We start from the raw sequence: 20100 nt of genomic DNA, 5'->3' as shown, positions 1-20100 counted from the left end.
AGCCGGGGCGCACGGCGCGCAGGCGGGCGGCCGCGCCGGCGACGGCGGCGGCGGCGGCCGACGTCCCGGAGAACGAGCGCCAGCCCAGGCCGTCCGGCGCGGGCGGCACGGCGCCGAGGACGCTCACCCCGGGCGCCAGCACGGACGGCCCGAGGACGGCGCCGGCGGGGTCGCCCGTCGCCGAGAAGGCGGCGGGGTGCAGGCGGCGGAAGCCCTCGCCGTCGGGGACGAGGTCGACCAGGGGCGCGGCGCCGCGGCGCGCCAGGGCGTCGTCGAGGCGACGTCCCTCGGGGGCGCCGAGGTGGAGCACCGGGACCCGGTGCAGGTCGAGGGTGAGGCTGCTGCCGCGCTCGTTGACGAGCACCATCGCGACCCCGCCGGCCCGGTCGACGGCCGCCGACTTCTCGAGGCGGGACACGGCACCGCGGTCGCACACGACGGCGGCGCCGTCGACGCGTGCGGCGTCGAGGCTGCCGGGGGCGCACAGGGCGGCGTCACGACGTGCTCCGGGCACGGCGACGTCGGCCCCGCGCACCAGCCGGACGTCGTCCAGCCGACGCCGGGACGCCATGGCGCCGGTCACCGACGAGCCGCCGGGCAGGTCGAGCCGCCCCCGTCGCAGCGGCGTCGTGTGGGCGCCGACGCTGAGCACGCCGGGGGACGGGTGCGCGGCGTAGGCCTCGCCCCCGGTGTTGCCCGCGGCCGCGACCACGACGACGTCCGCCTCGGCGGCACCCACGAGGGCCCGGTCGAGCACGTCGGGGCGGGCGGGGCCGCCGACGGCCACGCTCAGGACGTCGACGCCGTCGGCGGTCGCACGGTCCACCGCGGAGACGAGGTCGGACGTCGCGCAGCCGTCCCGGGACGGGTCCGGCGCCGTCCAGCAGGCCTTGTACGACGCCACGCGCGCCTGCGGGGCGATGCCCGAGTAGGTGCCGAGGCGGTCGCGGGCGACGACGCCGACGCCGCCGTTGCCCGCGGCGACGGAGACGACGGACGTGCCGTGGCCGGTGTCGTCGCGTCCGGACAGCGTGGCCGACGAGGCCAGCCGCTCCTCGCCGAAGCCGCGGACGAACCACCCGGAGGCGACGAGCTTGCCGTCGCACGCGTCGGCCGGCCACCCGGGCCCGGTCAGGCAGCGGCCCGCGAAGCCCGCGGGTCGTCTCCCCAGGCCGCGGGAGTCGGCGACCACAGGGCTGTCCGGGTCGACGCCCGAGTCGACCACCCCGACCACGACGCCCGCCCCGCCCCGCAGCGCCCGCGAGGGCGAGCCCGGCGCGGACGGCTCCGGCCGGGCGGCCGGGACGGAGGCCAGCGGGCGGACGGCGTCGTCCTCGACCGCCACGACCTCGGGACGGGCGGCGAGCTGCGCCGCCTCGGCGTCGGTGAGGCGCACGGCGAAGCCGTCGAGCGCGGCGGTCCAGCGGTAGACGGGCTCGGGGGACCCGACCGCGGCGAGCGTCCGGTCCTGCCGGGCGAGGAGGGAGCCGCGGGTGGCCGGGGGTCGGCCCGGGTCGGCGGCCGCGCCGGCGGTGCCGGGCCCGGTCAGCACCACGAGCCGGAGGGAGGACACCGCACGGGACGTGACCGCGGGGACGTCGCCCGCCGCGCCCGGGCCGGGCGCGGCGACCAGCAGCGAGCCGACCAGCAGCACGCCCAGGAGGACGCGGGGCAGCACGCGGGGCAGCACGCGGGGCAGGACCCGGGACGCCGGGTGCGACGGGGCGGGGGAGTGCCGGGGGCGCGGGTCGTCCCGAGGGGTGGGCGGGGCAGCGGACACCACGGCGGCTGCCCCCTCCCTGCACTCACGCCTCGTCCGTCACTGGTGTGACAAAGGCCAAATCGTGCCACCCGGCGTCCGCGTCGGCAATCAGCTCGCCCGCTCCGACCCGGGGCAGGACCGGTGCCGGGGCCGGTGGTGGGCGCACCGTGCGACCGGTGGCCGGTATCGAGGTGGAGCCTCACCACCAGGCCTCCTAGGCTGGGCGGGCGTGCGTGGAGCACCACGCGGGCCGGACGAGCGTCCGGATCGGAAGGGGGACGAGGTGCCGAAGGGCAAGGTCAAGTGGTTCGACGCGGACAAGGGATTCGGGTTCCTGGCGCGTGACGAGGGGGCGGACGTCTACGTCCACGCCGACGCCCTCCCCTCCGGCACGACCTCCCTCAAGGCGGGCACCCGGGTGGAGTTCGGGGTGGCCCAGGGCCGCCGCGGCGACCAGGCCCTGCAGGTCCGCGTGCTCGACGAGCCGTCGTCCGTCAGCCGCAACCGGTCGCGGGCCCAGCGCAAGAAGCCCGAGGACATGGTCGGCATCGTCGAGGACCTCATCCGTCTCCTCGACGACACCGGTGAGGCCTACCGCAACGGGCGTCACCCCGACGCGCGCACGGCGCGCCCGACCGCCAAGCTGCTGCGCGCCCTGGCCGACGAGCTCGAGCTGGGCTGAGCCGCACCCACCCGGACGAACCCGCCGGACACCCCGCCAGGACACCCCGCGCGCGTCGCCCGCACGACCGGGCCCGCGACTGGGGAGGATGGACCGATGAGCCAGCCGTACGAGCCCCAGGGCCCGGTGCCCGGGCGGGACGGCGCCGCGCCCACGGCGCCCTACACGGAGCCGTACGAGCGCCCGCACGAGGAGCCCGCGGCGGACGGTCGTGGTGCCGGGGGTCGGGGTGCCGGGGGTCGTGACGGCCGTCGGGGCCGGGTGGACGGCGAGCCGCGGCCCGGTGCCGCCAGTCGTGGCGCCCGAGCGACGGGCCGCGGCGCGCGGCGCGCCGCGCAGGCCACGGGTCGCGCCGGCAGGTACGCCGTCCGGCAGGCCCGCCGCGCGTCCCACGCCGAGGGCGCCGGCGCGTCCGGGCTGTCGCGGCTCATCGAGATGCACGCCTTCAGCACCGCGGGCGACGCCGCGGTCGCGATCGGCCTGGCGGGCACGCTGTTCTTCCAGGTCCCGACCGGGGAGGCCCGCAGCCAGGTCGCGCTGTTCCTCGGGCTGACGATGCTGCCGTTCGTCATCGTGGCCCCGCTGATCGGGCCGTTCCTCGACCGCTTCAGCCACGGCCGCCGCTGGGCCATCGGCTCCGCGATGGCCGTGCGGGCGTTCCTGTGCTGGGTGCTGGCGTCCGCCGTGACCACCGAGTCGCCGGCGCTGTTCGCCGCGGCGCTCGGCGTGCTCGTCGCGTCCAAGGCCTACGGGGTGACCCGGGCGGCCGCCGTCCCACGGCTGCGGCCCTCCCACCTGACGCTCGTGAAGGCCAACGGCCGCACCTCGCTCGCCGGCGTGGTCGGGGTCGCGATCTCGGCGCCCCTGGCCGCCCTCGCCGCGACCTTCGGCGCGGAGTGGGCGCTGCGCTACGGGTTCGTGCTGTTCGTGGTCGCGACCGTGCTCGCGATCCTGCTGCCGCCCGCGGTCGACGACAGCGCGGGGGAGGAGCCCCTCACCCTGACCGGGTCGGGCGTCGCCCGTGAGGACCAGGCCGACGTCCCCACCCAGCCGCTGAGGGTCGGCAGGGACGGCCGGGTCCGGGAGAAGGTGCCCACACGGGTGCCGCCCGCGGTGCTCTTCGCCCTGCTCGCCAACTGCGGACCGCGCTGGCTGGTCGGTTTCCTCACCATGTTCATGGCGTTCCTGCTGCGGGAGCAGCCCGTCGCCGACCTGGCCCCCGAGCTGCTGCTCGCCCTCGTGGTCGGCGCCGCCGGCGCGGGCAACGCGCTCGGCATCGCCCTCGCCTCGGTGCTCAAGAACGTCAACCCCCGCACCACGGTGGTCGCCGTGCTGGTCGCCGACGTGACGCTGGTCGTGCTCGCCGCCGTCCTCTACGCGCTGCCGACGCTGGTGCTGCTCGGTCTCACCGCCGGGCTCGCCCAGTCGCTCGGCAAGCTGTCGCTGGACTCGACCATCCAGCGCGACGTGCCCGGCCGCGTGCAGTCGAGCGCGTTCGCCCGGTCGGACACCACGCTCCAGCTGGCCTGGGTCCTCGGCGGGTTCGTCGGCATCGCCCTGCCCCTGATCCCGCGGCTGGGGCTCGGCACCGCCGCGGTGGTCCTGCTGGCCTGGGCGGTCTACGTGCTCGCCGTCCGGCGGGTGCCCCGCGGCCCCGTCTCCGTCGGCCCACGCCCATGAGGCATGCTTGACCGCCGTGATCGCGCCGACCCTGACGTCAGGCTCCTCGACAGCCGAGGACGCCGCTCCCGTCACCGCTCCCCGGCAGCGGCGTGCCCGGGCCGACGCGGCCCTCGTCGCCGCCGTCGAGCTCGCCCGCGAGGCTGTCGTGGCGCAGACCGAGGGCGACGACGTCGGCGAGCACCAGGGCCACGTCGTCGAGGGCGAGCGGCTCCTGACGCACCGCTTCGCCTGCACCCGACGCGGCTACGGCGGTTGGCACTGGGAGGTCACCCTCGCGCGCGCCCCGCGCCAGAAGGTCGTCACCGTCGACGAGGTCGTCCTCGTCCCCGGCGAGGGCGCGATCGTCGCGCCGGAGTGGCTGCCCTACCGCGAGCGCCTGCAGCCCGGCGACCTCTCGCCGGGCGACCTGCTGCCCGTGCCGGACGAGGACCCCCGCCTCGTGCCGTGCTGGTCGTACGGCGACGACCCCCTCGACAGCGACGACCGCGCCCAGGTGAGGGAGGTCGCCGGCGACCTGGGCCTGGGCCGCGTGCGCACCCTGTCCCGCGAGGGCCGTGACGCCGCCGCCGAGCGCTGGTACGACGGCGACGGCGGCCCGGCGTCCCCGCTGGCCAAGGCGGCCCCCGCGAGCTGCGGGAGCTGCGGCTTCCTCGTCCGCCTCGCCGGTCCGCTCGCGGGCACCTTCGGTGTCTGCGCCAACGGCGACGCCAACGACGACGGGCGCGTGGTCTCCCTCGACCACGGCTGCGGCGCCCACTCCGAGGCCTCCCTCGGCAAGCGCGCCCAGCCGCAGCCGCTGCCCGACCACGTCTGGGACACGCTGAGCCAGGACGACCTCGAGAGGTTCTGACCGTCACCCACCGCGGCCGAGCTCGCGAGGCTGCGACGTGGGGGAGGTCGAGGGAGCGCGCGACCCAGAACGAGGTCGCGACCGCGGCTCGAGACCCCGGTGAGACGGACGAGGCGCGCGAGCGCTCCGGCGACCGCGGGTCGGGCGGCGGTGGCCACCGGGTGGGTCGAATCCCCACGGTGGCCTGGTCGTTCGACGCTCACCACGACGAATTCGTCGTGGGAAGTGACAGGACAGGGACCTACCGTGGGGATTCGACCGCCCCGGAGGACCCCCACCGCGGCTCGAGACCCCGCGAGACGGAAGCCGGCCGGGACCGACTAGGGCTGGGCCTGACGCGCCTTGCGCCGCCTCCGGCAGTACTCCAGCCCCAGCAGGCCGAGGCCGAACCCCGCGAGGCAGGTCCACAGCCACCACAGGCGGCCGTCCTCCTCGAGGCGGCCCCAGAACGGCAGCAGCGCGACGAACGCGACCGCCCAGAGGGCGACCCCGATCTCGACGGTGCGCACGCCGTCCACGTCGAGGGGCTCCACGTCGGCCACGATGAAGGTGCGGTTGCCGATCTCGTGCTGCGTCGGCTGCTCGTCGCGGAACTCCACGCCCTCGAGGATAGGCGAGGCCACGTCGGAGGCCGTGCGGGCCGGGAACAGTTAGCAAGGCTAATGAGTTAGGCTAAACATCATGGCTCCCACCGTCGAGAAGGTCGCGCGCACCGACGCCGGTCTCGCCTCCGAGCTCCGGCTCTCGGTGATGCGGCTCCGCCGCCGCCTGGCGGCGGAGCGGCACCCGGACAACGAGCTGTCGTCGGCCGCCATGGCGGTGCTCGGCTGCCTGTTCCGCGTCGGCGAGCAGACCGTCGGCGAGCTGGCGGACGCCGAGCGCGTCCGGCCCCCCTCGATGTCGCGCACGGTGCGCGGCCTCGTCGAGGGCGGGTACGTCGTCCGCGAGGCGTGTGCCGACGACGGGCGGCAGGTCCGCGTCAGCCTCACCGAGACCGGCCGGGCGACCGTGCTCGCCGACCGCCGCCGCCGCGACGCCTGGCTGACGCTGCGCCTGAAGGAGCTCACCCCCGACGACCGTGCCGTGCTCCGTGCCGCGGCCCCGATCCTGGAGAGACTGGCCACCGCTTGAGTCCCACGTTCCGCGCCCTCGCGAACCCGAACTACCGCCGCTACGCCATCGGCGGTGCGGTGTCGAACACCGGTACCTGGATGCAGCGGGTGGCGCAGGACTGGCTGGTCCTCCAGCTCGCGACGAACGGGGCGCTGGCGCTCGGCATCACCACGGGTCTGCAGTTCCTCCCCATCCTCCTGCTCTCCCCGTTCGCGGGCCTGGTCGCCGACCGCGTCGCGAAGCGGACGCTGCTGCAGGTCACCCAGCTAATGATGGCCGGGCCGGCGCTCGTGCTCGGCCTGCTGGCGGTGACCGGCACGGCCGAGACCTGGCACGTGTACGTGCTCGCGCTGCTGTTCGGCATCGGGACGGCGTTCGACGCCCCGGCTCGTCAGTCCTTCGTCCCCGAGCTGGTCGGCCAGGACGACCTGTCCAACGCCGTGGGCCTCAACTCGGCGTCCTTCAACGCCGCCCGCGTCGTCGGGCCCGCGGTCGCGGGCCTGCTCATCGCGGCGTTCGGCGGGGGAGCGGTCGGCACGGGCTGGGTCATCCTGATCAACGCCGTCAGCTACGCCGGGCCGATCTGGGCCCTGCGCGGCATCGACCCCGGCCGGCTCGACACCCCCGAGCCGCGCGCGGCCGGCCCCGGCGGCGTCCGCGAGGGGCTGCGCTACGTCCGTGGCCGCCCGGAGCTCCTGCTGGTCCTCGCCATCGTGTTCTTCGCCGGCACCTTCGGGCTGAACTTCCAGATGACCTCCGCGCTCATGGCCACCGAGGTGTTCGGCAAGGGCGCGGCCGAGTACGGCCTGCTCGGCACCGTCATGGCCGTCGGCTCCCTCACCGGGGCCCTGCTCGCGGCCCGCCGCGCGACCATCCGCCTGCGGCTGGTCGTCGGGTCGGCCCTGGCCTTCGGGGTGGTCGAGGTCGTGGCCGGCCTGCTGCCGACGTACGTCACCTTCGCCGCGTGGCTGCCGCTGCTCGGCCTCACCGCGCTCACCATGATCACGGCGGCGAACACGACCATGCAGCTGACGACCGCGCCGGAGCTGCGGGGACGCGTCATGTCGCTCTACCTCATGATCTTCATGGGCGGCACGCCGCTCGGCGCACCGCTGGTCGGCTGGGTCGGCGAGACGTTCGGCGCCCGGTGGACGTTGATCGGCGGCGGCGCGGCCACCGTGCTCGGCGTGCTCCTCGCGACGCTCGTCTTCGCCCGCTCCCGGGGCGTTTTGACCCGCTCAGGGCGACCGCGTAGCCTCGAGTCTCGTGTCTGGCAGCACCAGGCGTCCTCGCGTGTGCCCGTGAAGTAAGGGCTCGTGCTACGACACGCCCGACCTCGGGGTGAGGATCACCCGACCAGCACACTTCACCGTGCCCGGCAGAGCGCCGGGTACTGAGAGCGAACAAGAGAGGGAACCACCCGGTGCCCACCATTCAGCAGCTGGTCCGCAAGGGCCGCGCAGACAAGGTGTCGAAGAACAAGACACCCGCCCTGCAGGGTTCGCCCCAGCGTCGCGGCGTCTGCACCCGCGTCTACACCACCACCCCGAAGAAGCCGAACTCCGCCCTCCGCAAGGTCGCCCGCGTGCGCCTGAGCAGCGGCGTCGAGGTCACGGCGTACATCCCGGGCGTGGGCCACAACCTCCAGGAGCACTCGATCGTGCTCGTCCGCGGCGGCCGGGTGAAGGACCTCCCCGGCGTCCGCTACAAGATCATCCGCGGGTCGCTGGACACCCAGGGTGTCAAGAACCGCAAGCAGGCCCGCAGCCGCTACGGAGCGAAGAAGGAGAAGGGCTGATGCCGCGCAAGGGTCCCGCCGCCAAGCGCCCCGTCGACGTCGACCCGGTCTACGGGTCGCCGGTCGTCTCGCAGCTCGTGAGCAAGGTGCTCCAGGACGGCAAGAAGCAGGTCGCGCAGCGCATCGTCTACACCGCGATGGAGGGGTGCCGCGAGAAGACCGGCACCGACCCCGTCGTCACGCTGAAGCGCGCGCTCGACAACGTCCGCCCCTCCATCGAGGTCAAGTCCCGCCGCGTCGGCGGTGCGACGTACCAGGTGCCGATCGAGGTCAAGCCCGGCCGCAGCAACACGCTCGCGCTGCGCTGGCTCGTCTCCTACGCCCAGGCCCGCCGCGAGAAGACCATGACCGAGCGGCTCATGAACGAGATCCTCGACGCCTCGAACGGCCTCGGTGCCGCGGTGAAGAAGCGCGAGGACACCCACAAGATGGCCGAGGCCAACCGCGCCTTCGCCCACTACCGCTGGTGACGCCGTCCGGCCCCGGACCCGGGGCCGGACACCCAGCAGCCCATCCGCACTCCAGCCGTCCTAAGGGGTCATCACTCACGTGGCTGTGAACATCACGACCGACCTGAAGGTCGTCCGCAACATCGGCATCATGGCGCACATCGACGCCGGCAAGACCACCACCACCGAGCGGATCCTGTTCTACACCGGCATCTCCTACAAGATCGGTGAGGTCCACGACGGCGCGGCCGTCATGGACTGGATGGAGCAGGAGCAGGAGCGCGGCATCACGATCACCTCCGCCGCGACCACCTGCTGGTGGAAGGACCACCAGATCAACATCATCGACACCCCCGGGCACGTCGACTTCACCGCCGAGGTCGAGCGCTCGCTGCGCGTCCTCGACGGCTCCGTCGCCGTGTTCGACGGCGTCGCGGGCGTCGAGCCCCAGACGATGACGGTGTGGCGCCAGGCGAACAAGTACGCCGTGCCGCGGATGTGCTTCGTCAACAAGCTGGACCGCACCGGCGCGGACTTCTTCCGCTGCGTCGACATGATGGTCGAGCGCCTCAACTCCACCCCGCTGGTCCTGCAGCTGCCGATCGGCGCGGAGTCCGACTTCCTCGGTGTCGTCGACCTCGTGCAGATGCGTGCGCTGACCTGGCGTGGCGAGACCACCATCGGTGAGGACTACTCCGTCGAGGAGATCCCCGCCGAGCTCGCCGAGCAGGCCGCGGAGTACCGCGAGAAGCTGCTCGAGACCCTCGCCGAGGCCGACGACGACGTCATGGAGAAGTACCTCGAGGGCGAGGAGCTGTCGGTCGAGGAGATCGAGGCCGCCATCCGCCGCGCGACGCTGGCCGACAAGCTCAACCCGGTGCTGTGCGGCACCGCGTTCAAGAACAAGGGCGTGCAGCCCCTGCTCGACGCGGTCGTGAAGTACCTGCCGTCCCCCGTGGACGTCGAGGGCATCGTGGGTCACGACGTCAAGGACGAGAGCATCGAGATCGTCCGCAAGCCGTCCGACGACGAGCCGTTCTCCGGCCTGGCCTACAAGATCGCCTCCGACCCGCACCTCGGCAAGCTGACCTACGTGCGCGTCTACTCCGGCGTGCTCGAGGCCGGCGGCACCGTGATCAACTCGGTCAACGGCAAGAAGGAGCGGATCGGCAAGGTCTACCAGATGCACGCGAACAAGCGTGAGGAGATCGCGAAGGTCGGCGCCGGCCAGATCGTGGCCGTCATGGGCCTCAAGGACACCAAGACCGGGCACACCCTGTGCGCCCAGTCCGACCCGGTGATCCTGGAGTCGATGACCTTCCCGGCCCCGGTGATCGAGGTGGCCATCGAGCCGAAGACGAAGTCCGACCAGGAGAAGCTGGGCACCGCGATCCAGCGCCTCTCCGACGAGGACCCCACCTTCACCGTCAAGACCGACGAGGAGACGGGGCAGACCATCATCGCCGGCATGGGCGAGCTGCACCTCGACATCCTCGTCGACCGGATGAAGCGCGAGTTCCGCGTCGAGGCGACCGTCGGCAAGCCGCAGGTGGCCTACCGCGAGACCATCCGCCGCAAGGTGGAGAACCACTCCTACACCCACAAGAAGCAGACCGGTGGGTCCGGGCAGTTCGCGAAGGTCATCATCTCGATCGAGCCCAGCCTCGACGAGGAGACCGGCAACGGCGCGGGCTACGAGTTCGTCAACGCCGTCACCGGTGGTCGCGTGCCGAAGGAGTACATCCCCTCGGTCGACCAGGGCGCCCAGGAGGCCATGGAGTTCGGCGTGCTCGCCGGCTACCCGATGGTCGACGTGAAGGTCACCCTCGAGGACGGTCAGTACCACGACGTCGACTCCTCCGAGCTGGCCTTCAAGATCGCGGGCAACCAGGCGTTCAAGGAGGCCGCGCGCATCGCGAAGCCGGTCCTGCTCGAGCCCATGTTCGCGGTCGAGGTGACCACCCCGGACGACTACCTGGGTGACGTCATCGGCGACATCAACAGCCGTCGCGGCCAGGTGCAGAGCATGGAGGAGCGGCACGGCGACCGTGTGGTCAACGCGCTCGTCCCCCTGTCCGAGATGTTCGGGTACGTTGGCGACCTGCGGTCGAAGACCTCCGGTCAGGCGTCGTACTCGATGGAGTTCGACTCGTACGCCGAGGTTCCCTCCAGCGTGGCCGAGGAGATCGTCAAGAAGGTGCGCGGCGAGTAGCTCGCGCGCCTCTCACGTGGGCCCCGGCCCGCACCACCCCACCCCAGTTTCCGCACAACCCATCACAGGAGGAGCCCCAAGTGGCTAAGGCGAAGTTCGAGCGGAGCAAGCCGCACGTCAACATCGGCACGATCGGTCACATCGACCACGGCAAGACGACGCTGACGGCTGCCATCTCGAAGACGCTCCACGACAAGGACCCGGCGGCCAACCCGGACACCCAGGCCTTCGACATGATCGACAAGGCCCCGGAGGAGCGCCAGCGCGGCATCACCATCTCCATCGCGCACATCGAGTACCAGACCGACGCGCGCCACTACGCGCACGTCGACTGCCCCGGTCACGCCGACTACATCAAGAACATGATCACCGGCGCGGCGCAGATGGACGGCGCCATCCTGGTGGTCGCGGCGACCGACGGCCCGATGCCGCAGACCCGCGAGCACGTGCTGCTCGCCCGCCAGGTCGGCGTCCCCGCCCTGGTGGTCGCGCTCAACAAGTGCGACATGGTCGACGACGAGGAGCTCATCGAGCTCGTCGAGATGGAGGTGCGCGAGCTCCTCACCGAGTACGAGTTCCCCGGCGACGACATCCCCGTCGTCCAGGTGGCCGCGTTCCCCGCCCTCCAGGGCGAGGAGAAGTGGGCCAACAGCGTCCTCGAGCTCATGCAGGCCGTCGACGACTACATCCCGACCCCCGAGCGTGACACCGACAAGCCGTTCCTCATGCCCGTCGAGGACGTCTTCACCATCACCGGTCGCGGCACGGTCATCACCGGCCGCATCGAGCGTGGCATCGTCAAGGTCAACGAGGAGGTCGAGATCGTCGGCATCCGCGAGAAGTCGCAGAAGTCGACCGTCACCGGCGTCGAGATGTTCCGCAAGCTGCTCGACGAGGGCCAGGCCGGCGAGAACGTCGGGCTGCTGCTCCGCGGCACGAAGCGCGAGGACGTCGAGCGCGGCATGGTCGTGATCAAGCCGGGCACGACCACCCCGCACACCAACTTCGACGCCTCGGTCTACATCCTGAGCAAGGAGGAGGGCGGCCGCCACACGCCGTTCTTCAACAACTACCGTCCGCAGTTCTACTTCCGGACCACGGACGTCACCGGCGTCGTCACGCTGCCCGAGGGCACCGAGATGGTCATGCCGGGCGACAACACCGAGATGTCGGTCGAGCTGATCCAGCCCGTCGCCATGGACGAGGGTCTGCGCTTCGCGATCCGCGAGGGTGGCCGCACCGTCGGCGCCGGCCGGGTCACCAAGGTCACCAAGTGACCCTGGCGCCCCGCGCCTAGCACGACCCGCACCACCCAGCAGCACCCAGCACCATCCACGCAGCGCCCCCGGGTCCGCCCCGGGGGCGCTGTGCTGTCCCGAGGAGTCCTGCCATCGACCAGCCCGTCGACCAGCCCCCAGGCCGGTCCACCAGCGCGCCCGCGCGACCCCACCGCAAGCTCACCGACGACGGGCGACGCGTCCGCGAGGTGCTGTCCTACTCGCGCCGCGGCGCGCGGTTCACCGACCGCCAGCAGCGAGCGTGGGACGCCCACGCCGGTGACCTCGTGATCCCGACCGACGCGGTCGACGACGACCGCTTCGACCTCGCCGAGCACTTCGGCCGGCGCGCGCCGCTGGTGGTCGAGATCGGCTCCGGGGTCGGCGAGGCCACCGTCGCGCTCGCCGCCGCCCGCCCGTCGTACGACGTGCTCGCCCTGGAGGTGTGGCGGCCCGGCATTGCCTCGACCCTCGAGGCGCTCGGCGAGGCCGGCGTGACGAACGTGCGCCTGTGCGCCGTGGACGCCGCGTGGTTCCTCGACCAGCGGGTCGCCCCCGGTGGGCTGGCCGAGCTCTGGACCTTCTTCCCCGACCCCTGGCCCAAGACCCGGCACCACAAGCGCCGGCTGGTGTCCCCGGCGTTCGCGGCCGTCGCCGCCTCCCGCCTCGCGCCCGGCGCCGCCTGGCGCCTCGCCACCGACTGGGTCGACTACGCCCGTCAGATGCGCGAGGTGCTCGACGCCGAGCCGGGCCTCGTCGGGGGCGAGGTGGAGCGCTGGGACGAGCGTCCCGTCACCCGCTTCGAGCGCAAGGGCGTCGCCGAGGGCCGCGAGCCCGTCGACCTCCTGTACCGCGCCGCCCGCTGACCCACCGGGGCGCGCCCCTCGCCCGGTCAAGGGTTTCCCCTCTACCCCCTCCCTCCTCCCGCGGGAGAGGGTCGGTCCCGGCGGCTCGGGCCGCCCCCGGACCGCGGAGGCGCGGACGGCGAGAACAGGAGGGCCCCGATCGGGCCCGGGAGGTCACAGGATGCTGAAGAGGACTGCGGTCGGGGTCGCGAGCCTGGCCATGACGGCGCTGGGCGCCACCGCGCTGGGTGCCGTGAGCGCCCCCGCCAACGCCGCGGGCGACGTCGAGCAGGAGCGGGCGCCGCTGGTCCAGGCTGGTGCGGACGCCATCTCCGGGCAGTACATCGTGATGCTCGAGCCGGGTGCCGAGGCCTCCCGCGCCGAGGCCCGCGGTGGCCTCTTCGCCGAGGGCGGCACCGTCGAGCGCGTGTACGACGACCTGGGCGGCTACTCCGCCGAGCTGACCGCCGCCGAGCTGGCCGCCGTCCGCGCGAACCCGGACGTCGCGTTCGTCGCCGAGGACAGCGTCGTCACCGCGTCCGCCACGCAGAACAACGCCACCTGGGGCATCGACCGCATCGACCAGCGGAACCTGCCCCGCAGCGGCACGTTCACCTACAACGCCACCGGCTCGGGCGTGACGGCGTACATCATCGACACCGGCATCCAGGCCCACAACGAGTTCAGCGGCCGGCTGGCCTCCGGCTACACCGCCATCAACGACGGCCGCGGCACCACCGACTGCAACGGCCACGGCACCCACGTCGCCGGCACCGTCGGCGGCACGACGTACGGCGTGGCCAAGCAGGTCACCCTCGTGCCCGTCCGCGTCCTCGGCTGCGACGGGTCCGGCACCAACTCCGGCGTCGTCGCCGGCATGGACTGGGTCGCCGGCCGCGGCGGCCCCGCCGTCGCGAACATGAGCCTCGGCGGCGGCGCCAACACCGCCACCGACTCGGCCGTCTCCCGCATGACGAACTCCGGCGTCACCACCGTCGTCGCCGCGGGCAACGAGAACCAGAACGCCTGCAACGTCTCGCCCGCCCGCGCGTCGTCGGCCATCACCGTGGCCTCGACCACGATGAGCGACGCGCGGTCGTCGTTCTCCAACTGGGGCTCCTGCGTCGACATCTTCGCGCCGGGCTCGGACATCACGTCGGCCTGGATCGGCAGCAGCACCGCCACCCGGACGATCTCGGGCACCTCGATGGCGTCGCCCCACGTCGCCGGTGTCGCCGCGCAGTACCTGCAGGTCAACCGCGGCGCCAGCCCGTCGACGGTGACCAACGCGATCCTGGGCAACGCCACCTCCGGCGTCGTGTCCGGCACGAACGGGTCGCCCAACCGCCTGCTGTTCACCAACTACTGAGCAGCGGCACCGCCCGCGAGGGCACACGGACTCCGCCCCGCGAGGGGTGAGGGATCTCGGGGAGACAGGGCCGTCCACCGTCAGGTGGGCGGCCCTGTCGCGTGTCCGGGGAAGGCGCCGTGACCGGTGCGGACCGGTCGGCGTAATTGGTTTCCCGGCGACCGGGGCCCGTGCCTACGATCACCGGCGTCGTGGGCTCGGGACCGCCTGTCGTCGATCGAGGAGCCTGCCATGCCGTCCTGCCCCACCTGCGGCCGTCCGCTCTCCGCGGAGGGTCCCTGCCCGCACTGCGCCCCCGACCCGGAGGCCACCCGCACGGCTTCCGGCCGACGCGGTCCGGGGAGCGCCCCCGCGCCCGGGGAGCAGGCGCCCTACCAGCAGCCACCGCCGCCCTACCCGCAGCACCCGGCGTACGGCCGGCAGCCGTACGGCGGTCCGGAGTACTCCCAGCCCTACGGGCAGGTGCCGCCCCGGCTCGGCCGGCCGGTGCCGCCGGCACCGGCGCGGGGGCACTCGAAGGGCCGCCTGGCCGCGCTGGTCGGCGGAGGTGCCGCGATGCTCCTCGTCGTCGGGCTCGGCGCGTGGGCCGTCACCAGCACGGTCTCGGACGGCGACGACCGCACGGCGGAGTCCTCCGCGTCGCCGTCCGCCGAACCGTCCTCGCCGAGCCCGTCGGCCTCCGCCGAGCAGGCCACGGAGCCCGACAGCCCCGACGCGACCGGGACGGACGGGACCAGCACGACCTACGACCTGGCGTCGGGGTCGCAGTCGATCGACCTGACCATCGCGGTCGACGGTCCGACCACCGTGACGGCGTCGCCCGACGCGCCCGAGGACATCGTCCTCACCGTCACCGGCCCGCGCGGGGTCGAGGCGTGCCGCAGCGACGCCAGCTTCGTCGACCCGGAGAGCTGCACGCTGGGAAACCCGCAGGTCGGTGCGGTGTACGACGTCGTCGTGTCCACCTACAGCGGCGACCCGGGCGGGACGGGAACGGTCGAGATCGAGTGACCGTCCGCGGAGCCGCGGCCGGACGCCGGGGGCCCGCGTCTCGGATCGGTCACCGGCATGCCAATTGTCTGGTGCAGCCCCACGTCGCGGTCCTACGCTCAGCCAGCGACGACCGCGTCGCACCTTCCAGCTCGTCGCTCCAGGAGGAGCCCATGAACACCTGTGTCCGGTGCGGCACGCAGTTCGCCGCCGGTGAGGACCGTTGCCCCTTCTGCTCGCTCCCGGTCGCCGGCGACGCCGACGTCACCCGGGCCGCGCAGGACCCCTCGGTCTGGCAGCAGCCCGGTCAGCTGCCGGGTCAGCAGCCCGGTCAGCAGTCGGGCCCTCAGGCGGGCCAGCAGTGGGGTGGTCAGCAGCCCAGCGGCGAGGGGCCGTGGCAGCAGTCCGGTCCGCAGCAGTCCGGCCAGCCGGGCCCGTCCTGGCAGGGCGGGCCGCCGGCCGGGGGCTGGCAGGGTCAGCAGCCGGGACCCTGGCAGTCCCAGCCGGGCCCCCAGGGCGGCGGCTGGCAGCAGGGACCCCCGCCCGGTGGACAGCCCTGGCAGGCGCAGGGCGGCGGCATGCCCCCCAAGAAGGGCATGAACCCCGGCGTGCTCATCGGCGCCGGTCTGGCGACGTTGCTGGTGCTGGGCCTCGTGATCTGGGGCCTGGTCGCCGCCTTCGGCGGTGACGACGACGACAGCAACACCGCCAGCGGGACCGAGTCGTCGTCCTCGGAGCCGTCGCCCACCGAGTCGTCGTCCGAGGCCAGCCCGACGGAGGAGTCCACGCCGACCGAGGAGTCCTCGCCGACCGAGGGCCCGACCGAGGACCCGGGCGGCGGGGGCGGCGGCAGCGACGTCGTCGACTTCGACCTGTCCTCCGGCCCCGCCGTCGTCACCGTGACCGTCTCCTCGCCCGGCCGCCTGCGCATCGAGGCCCAGTCCGACGTCGAGACCGACATCGTCATGGTCGTCAACGACCCCGACGGCAACGAGGTCTGCAACGAGGACTCCCTCATCACCTTCCCGGAGGAGTGCACGATCCAGGCGGAGGTCGGCGAGTACGAGGTCGTCGTCACGCCGTACGACGAGGACGCCCGCAACCCCGGCACCGGCGAGGTCCGCATCAGCTGACGCCGAGTCGTCACGTCTGCGCAGCTGGGGGGCGTCGAGTCGTCACGTCTGCGCAGCTGGGCGGCGTCGAGTCGTCACGTCTGCGCACGTCGAGGGTCTCGACAGGCTCGACCACCGGCGGTCGAGCCTGTCGAGACCCGTTGCCTCGTACGGCGGTCTCGGCCCCGGCCCTGGGGTGCGCAGACGTGCCGACTCGACCCCTCTGGGGTGCGCAGACGTGCCGACTCGAGCCCTCCGAGGTGCGCAGACGTGCCGACTCGACCCCTCTGGGGTGCGCAGACGTGCCGACTCGACCTAGGGGGCCGGGCGCAGGCGGCGCCAGGCGCCGGTGCACCACAGCGCCCACGCCACCAAAAGCGGCTGGAAGAGCAGGCGGGTCGCACGGGCGCCGTCGGTGTCGAGGCCGAAGGCGTCGGTCGCGGTGAGGTACTGGGAGACGTTGCCGGGGAAAACGACCACGAACAGGCCGGCGACCGCCAGCCCCACCACCGGACGACGGTCAGCGGGCGCGAGGAGCGCGGCGAGGCCGAGGACGATCTCGACCAGCCCGGAGACCAGCACGATCGCGCCCGGAGCGGGCAGGAACGGCGGGACCTGGGCGAGGAACTCGTCGGGGACCACGAGGTGGGCCACCCCGGCGAGCACCAGGAACGCCCCGAGCAGCAGCCGGGCGACGCTCGCCGCGAGGGCTCCCGCGCTCACCGGCCCGAGACCAGGCGGTGACGCAGCTGCGCCTCCCGCGCCAGCCGCCGGGCGTCGCGCTCGCGCCGCTCGGCCACGACCGCCGCGAGGAACGCCTCCGGCGGGGTGCCCGGCGGGGGCGGGGGAGCCACGTGCGCCGACACCTGGCGGGCCAGGTCGGCGCCGATGGTGTGCCGGCTCGCCGGCTCCAGCGTCGCGGCACGACCGAGGAACTGCCGCACCGCCAGCGCCAGCGACGTCGGCAGCGCCGTCATGTCGGCCCGCTGCGCCCACCCGGCCAGCGGCGGCGGCATGGCGGCGGGGACGTCGAGCCGCAGCGGCACGCGCTCGCGGACGACGTACGTGCCGGCGGCGTAGTCCCCGAGGCGCTTGCCCTTCGACGACAGCAGCATGGAGAAGAAGGCCGGGACGCCGGTGAGGGCGTAGATCTCGACGTACCCGATCATCGACCGCACGAGGGCGTGCTGGAACGAGATGGGGCCGGCGTCCTCGCGCACGGTCCGCAGCCCGAAGGCCAGCTTGCCCAGGGTGCGGCCGCGCGTGAGCGTCTCCATCGTGGTCGGGAAGACGAGGAACACCGTCACCGTCAGCCCGATGAACGCGATGGTCTGGACGGCACCGCTGCTCCCGGCCGCCCCGAGGACGACGGTGAAGGCCCCCACCACCAGCAGGACCAGGGTGGCGACCACGTCGACGAGCCCCGAGCCGATCCGGACGGCGAGCCCGGCGGGCGGCAGGTCGAGCGCGACGGCCTCGCCGGTGACGAGGTCGTCGTCGGTCAGGGTGGCCAGCTCGCGTGCGCCGGCGGAGGGGTGGGCGTCCATCGGGCTCATCGTAGGAGGCCCGCCGCGGCGGGCCCCTAGGATCGGCGCCGTGGACCTGGACGCCTACGTGGCCGCGCACCACGCCGAGTGGCGGCGGCTCGAGGAGCTGGTGCGTCGCGGCCGCCCGAGCGGCGCGGAGGCCGACGAGCTCGTCGAGCTGTACCAGCGGGTGGCCACGCACCTCTCCGTCGTCCGGACCTCCGCCCCCGACGCCTCGCTGGTCGCCTACCTCAGCTCGCTGCTCGCCCGGGCCCGCACCCGGTCGGAGGGCGCGCGGATCACGACCTGGCGCAGCGTCACGTCGTTCTTCACCGAGCGGTTCCCGGGCGCGCTGTACCGCCTGCGCTGGTGGTGGCTCGGCACGATCGCCGGCAGCGCGATCGTCACCGCGGTCATGATCCTGTGGCTGCTCGCGAACCCGCAGGTCGAGCAGACCCTGCTCGGTCCCGAGCAGATCGACCAGCTCGTCAACGAGGACTTCGAGGGCTACTACAGCGAGTACGCCGCCGGCGAGTTCGCCGCGCAGGTGTGGGTGAACAACGCCTGGGTCAGCGCGCTGTGCCTGGCGCTCGGCATCCTCGGCTTCCCCGTGATCTACCTGCTCTTCCAGAACCTCGCCAACCTCGCGATCATCGGCGCGATCATGCACCGGGCCGACCAGGGCGCCTTCTTCTGGGGCCTGCTGCTGCCGCACGGACTGCTGGAGCTGACGGCGATCTTCGTCGCCGGTGGCACCGGTCTGCGGCTGTTCTGGTCCTGGGTCTCCCCGGGGCCCGTCAGCCGGGCGACGTCGCTGGCCCGCGAGGGCCGCACGATCGGCACCATGGCGCTCGGCCTCGCCGCCGTCCTGTTCGTCAGCGGCCTCATCGAGGGCTTCGTGACGCCGTCCGGCCTCCCCACCTGGGCGCGGGTGGGGATCGGGGTCGTCGCCGAGGTCCTGTTCCTCGCCTACGTCTTCGTCGTGGGCCGCGCGGCCCACCGTCGCGGTCACGACGGCGACCTCGACGCCGCGCTGCTCGAGGACCGGGTCGCGACCGCGGCCTGACGCGGCTCCCGGACGCCGGGGCCCCCAGGAGGTCCGAGCAGCTCCGGGGGAGCCCACGGGGGAGCCTCAGAGGAGGCCGCGGGCCTTGAGCGACAGGTAGTGGTCGGCGAGGGCCGGGGGCAGCGACTCGGCGTCCGCGTCGACCACGTCGACGCCGAGGGTCCGCAGCATGTCGGCGGTGCGGCGGCGCCGGCCGAGGGCCTGCTCGGCGGCTGCGGCGCCGTAGGTCTCGGCGACGGTGCCGCGGGCGGTGGCCAGCCGCTCGAGCTCGGGGTCGCGCACCGAGGCGAGGACGACGCGGTGGTGGCGCGTGAGCGTGACCAGCGTCGGCAGCAGGCTCTCCTCGACGGCGGCCGGCTCCAACGGCGTGAGCAGGACGACGAGGCAGCGGCGGCGACCCATCGCGTTGACCGCCGCGGCCAGCGCGGACCAGTCCGCCTCCGCGAGCACGGGGGAGAGGTCCGCCATCGCGTCCTGCAGGGTCCCGGCGATCGCCCGGGACCCGGTCGAGCGGACCCGGGAGCGGACGCGGCGGTCGCCGGCGACGAAGTCCACGCGGTCGCCGGCGCGGGCGGCGAGTGCGGCGAGCAAGAGGGCGGCGTCCATCGCGGAGTCGAGGCGCGGGACGTCGTCGACCCGCCCGGCGGAGACCCGCGAGGTGTCGAGGACGAGGACGACGCGGCGGTCGCGCTCCGGCTGCCAGGTCCGGACGACGACGGTGCGGGTCCGGGCGCTGGCCCGCCAGTCGATGGAGCGGACGTCGTCGCCGTCGACGTACTCGCGCAGGGAGTCGAACTCCGTCCCCTGCCCGCGCACCCGGACGGCGGCGCGGCCGTCGAGCTCGCGCAGCCGTGCGAGCCGGCTGGGCAGGTGCTTGCGCGACTCGAACGGCGGGAGGCTGCGGACGGCACCGGGCACCTCGCGGGTCCGCTGGCGCGCGACGAGCCGCAGGGGCCCCGAGGACCGCACGGTCACGCCGGCCGCCCGCAGGTCGCCGCGCCGCACCGGGGTGAGGGCGGTGGTGAGCCGGGCGGTGCCGCCGGGGTCGAGGCCCAGGCGGTGGCGGTTGCCGGTGGCGCCGGCCGTGGGCTGCCAGGCGTCGCGCAGCGCGCCCCTCAGGCGGCGGCGTCCGGTGTTGGTGACGACGAGCGTCGTGCTCGTCCGCTCGCCGGTGCGGACAGACCCCGTGGGCTCGCGGCCCACCTCGAGCCGGTCGGTGGACGGCGCGAGCAGGAGGTCCACGAGCCCGACCAGCAGGACCAGGCCCACCCAGCCCCAGCCGACGCCGGCGCTCGGGCGCAGCACCAGGGGCAGCACGCCGAGGGCGAGCAGGGCCGGGACCCGCCAGGTGAGGACCACGCCGGGC

General features: G+C 73.9%; 19 protein-coding genes. 14 read left to right on the top strand and 5 right to left on the bottom strand.

The features are described 5' to 3' along the window. The coding region (locus MJ876_RS20640; protein WP_308192630.1) for a S8 family serine peptidase at positions 1-1690 on the bottom strand (1690 nt) is incomplete at its 3' end. Positions 1691-2045: 355 nt separating this feature from the next. Here MJ876_RS20640 and MJ876_RS20635 point away from each other — a divergent pair. From MJ876_RS20635 to MJ876_RS20625, 3 genes are all read left to right on the top strand, one after another. Beyond that, positions 2046-2444, top strand: a complete 399-nt coding sequence (locus tag MJ876_RS20635) for a cold-shock protein (protein ID WP_240239294.1) — start codon at positions 2046-2048, stop codon at positions 2442-2444. A gap of 96 nt (positions 2445-2540) precedes the next feature. Continuing rightward, the gene (locus tag MJ876_RS20630; RefSeq protein WP_240239293.1) at positions 2541-4124 is read left to right on the top strand and encodes an MFS transporter; all 1584 of its coding nucleotides are present in this window, start codon (positions 2541-2543) and stop codon (positions 4122-4124) included. Between the two features lie 16 nt (positions 4125-4140). After that, positions 4141-4977, top strand: a complete 837-nt coding sequence (locus tag MJ876_RS20625; protein WP_308192631.1) for a DUF3027 domain-containing protein — start codon at positions 4141-4143, stop codon at positions 4975-4977. Positions 4978-5297: 320 nt separating this feature from the next. Here the strand turns inward: MJ876_RS20625 and MJ876_RS20620 are convergent, their stop codons facing one another. Beyond that, positions 5298-5576: a DUF2530 domain-containing protein gene (locus MJ876_RS20620; RefSeq protein WP_240239291.1), complete on the bottom strand. Its 279-nt coding sequence runs from the start codon at positions 5574-5576 to the stop codon at positions 5298-5300. An 82-nt stretch (positions 5577-5658) separates the two neighbouring features. Between MJ876_RS20620 and MJ876_RS20615 the strand changes: the two genes are divergently transcribed. The 10 genes from MJ876_RS20615 to MJ876_RS20570 all read left to right on the top strand — a co-directional run bounded on the left by MJ876_RS20615 (position 5659) and on the right by MJ876_RS20570 (position 16163). Next, entirely contained in the window at positions 5659-6108 is a 450-nt protein-coding gene (locus MJ876_RS20615) for a MarR family winged helix-turn-helix transcriptional regulator (RefSeq protein WP_240239289.1), read from the top strand. Then, a complete protein-coding gene (locus MJ876_RS20610) occupies positions 6105-7400 on the top strand; it encodes an MFS transporter (protein WP_240239287.1) in 1296 nt (431 codons plus the stop codon). The genes MJ876_RS20615 and MJ876_RS20610 overlap by 4 nt, the downstream gene beginning before the upstream one ends. Before the next feature lie 113 nt (positions 7401-7513). Next, positions 7514-7888, top strand: a complete 375-nt coding sequence (gene rpsL, locus MJ876_RS20605) for a 30S ribosomal protein S12 (RefSeq protein ID WP_240239285.1) — start codon at positions 7514-7516, stop codon at positions 7886-7888. Beyond that, a complete protein-coding gene (rpsG, locus tag MJ876_RS20600; protein WP_240239283.1) occupies positions 7888-8358 on the top strand; it encodes a 30S ribosomal protein S7 in 471 nt (156 codons plus the stop codon). Before rpsL ends, rpsG begins: the two co-directional genes overlap by 1 nt. A gap of 79 nt (positions 8359-8437) precedes the next feature. Further along, entirely contained in the window at positions 8438-10549 is a 2112-nt protein-coding gene (fusA, locus tag MJ876_RS20595; RefSeq protein WP_308192629.1) for an elongation factor G, read from the top strand. 80 nt (positions 10550-10629) lie between these two features. After that, a complete protein-coding gene (gene tuf / locus MJ876_RS20590; RefSeq protein ID WP_240239281.1) occupies positions 10630-11826 on the top strand; it encodes an elongation factor Tu in 1197 nt (398 codons plus the stop codon). A gap of 209 nt (positions 11827-12035) precedes the next feature. After that, the gene (gene trmB / locus MJ876_RS20585; RefSeq protein WP_240239279.1) at positions 12036-12692 is read left to right on the top strand and encodes a tRNA (guanosine(46)-N7)-methyltransferase TrmB; all 657 of its coding nucleotides are present in this window, start codon (positions 12036-12038) and stop codon (positions 12690-12692) included. Between the two features lie 160 nt (positions 12693-12852). Beyond that, on the top strand, positions 12853-14040 hold the full coding sequence (locus tag MJ876_RS20580; RefSeq protein ID WP_240239277.1) for a S8 family peptidase: 1188 nt from the start codon (positions 12853-12855) through the stop codon (positions 14038-14040). A gap of 231 nt (positions 14041-14271) precedes the next feature. Continuing rightward, on the top strand, positions 14272-15051 hold the full coding sequence (locus MJ876_RS20575; RefSeq protein ID WP_240239275.1) for a hypothetical protein: 780 nt from the start codon (positions 14272-14274) through the stop codon (positions 15049-15051). A 152-nt stretch (positions 15052-15203) separates the two neighbouring features. Next, positions 15204-16163, top strand: a complete 960-nt coding sequence (locus MJ876_RS20570) for a hypothetical protein (RefSeq protein ID WP_240239273.1) — start codon at positions 15204-15206, stop codon at positions 16161-16163. Between the two features lie 294 nt (positions 16164-16457). Here MJ876_RS20570 and MJ876_RS20565 read toward each other — a convergent pair whose 3' ends face one another. Both MJ876_RS20565 and MJ876_RS20560 read right to left on the bottom strand, forming a co-directional pair. After that, a complete protein-coding gene (locus MJ876_RS20565; RefSeq protein ID WP_240239271.1) occupies positions 16458-16865 on the bottom strand; it encodes a hypothetical protein in 408 nt (135 codons plus the stop codon). Then, a complete protein-coding gene (locus MJ876_RS20560; protein ID WP_240239269.1) occupies positions 16862-17689 on the bottom strand; it encodes an RDD family protein in 828 nt (275 codons plus the stop codon). Before MJ876_RS20560 ends, MJ876_RS20565 begins: the two co-directional genes overlap by 4 nt. 49 nt (positions 17690-17738) lie before the next feature. Between MJ876_RS20560 and MJ876_RS20555 the strand changes: the two genes are divergently transcribed. Beyond that, positions 17739-18734, top strand: a complete 996-nt coding sequence (locus MJ876_RS20555; protein WP_240239267.1) for a stage II sporulation protein M — start codon at positions 17739-17741, stop codon at positions 18732-18734. Between the two features lie 66 nt (positions 18735-18800). Here MJ876_RS20555 and MJ876_RS20550 read toward each other — a convergent pair whose 3' ends face one another. Then, positions 18801-20093 carry a DUF58 domain-containing protein gene (locus MJ876_RS20550; protein ID WP_240239265.1) on the bottom strand — a complete coding sequence of 431 codons (1293 nt, stop codon included), beginning with the start codon at positions 20091-20093 and terminating at the stop codon, positions 18801-18803. Between the last annotated feature and the right edge of the window lie 7 nt (positions 20094-20100).

It is taken from the genome of Nocardioides sp. CFH 31398, from assembly GCF_022436705.1.
GTDB lineage: Bacteria > Actinomycetota > Actinomycetes > Propionibacteriales > Nocardioidaceae > Nocardioides.
Note: the sequence above shows the minus strand (reverse complement) of the source record. Positions and strands in the feature narration are given on the sequence as shown.

What these genes read in the sequence shown, in the direction of transcription:
- MJ876_RS20630 (WP_240239293.1), top strand. Translation starts at nt 2,541, where the DNA reads ATGAGCCAGCCGTACGAGCCCCAGGGCCCGGTGCCCGGGCGGGACGGC.
- MJ876_RS20615 (WP_240239289.1), top strand. Translation starts at nt 5,659, where the DNA reads ATGGCTCCCACCGTCGAGAAGGTCGCGCGCACCGACGCCGGTCTCGCC.
- rpsG (WP_240239283.1), top strand. Translation starts at nt 7,888, where the DNA reads ATGCCGCGCAAGGGTCCCGCCGCCAAGCGCCCCGTCGACGTCGACCCG.
- MJ876_RS20580 (WP_240239277.1), top strand. Translation starts at nt 12,853, where the DNA reads ATGCTGAAGAGGACTGCGGTCGGGGTCGCGAGCCTGGCCATGACGGCG.
- MJ876_RS20575 (WP_240239275.1), top strand. Translation starts at nt 14,272, where the DNA reads ATGCCGTCCTGCCCCACCTGCGGCCGTCCGCTCTCCGCGGAGGGTCCC.
- MJ876_RS20570 (WP_240239273.1), top strand. Translation starts at nt 15,204, where the DNA reads ATGAACACCTGTGTCCGGTGCGGCACGCAGTTCGCCGCCGGTGAGGAC.
- MJ876_RS20560 (WP_240239269.1), bottom strand. Translation starts at nt 17,689, where the DNA reads ATGGACGCCCACCCCTCCGCCGGCGCACGCGAGCTGGCCACCCTGACC.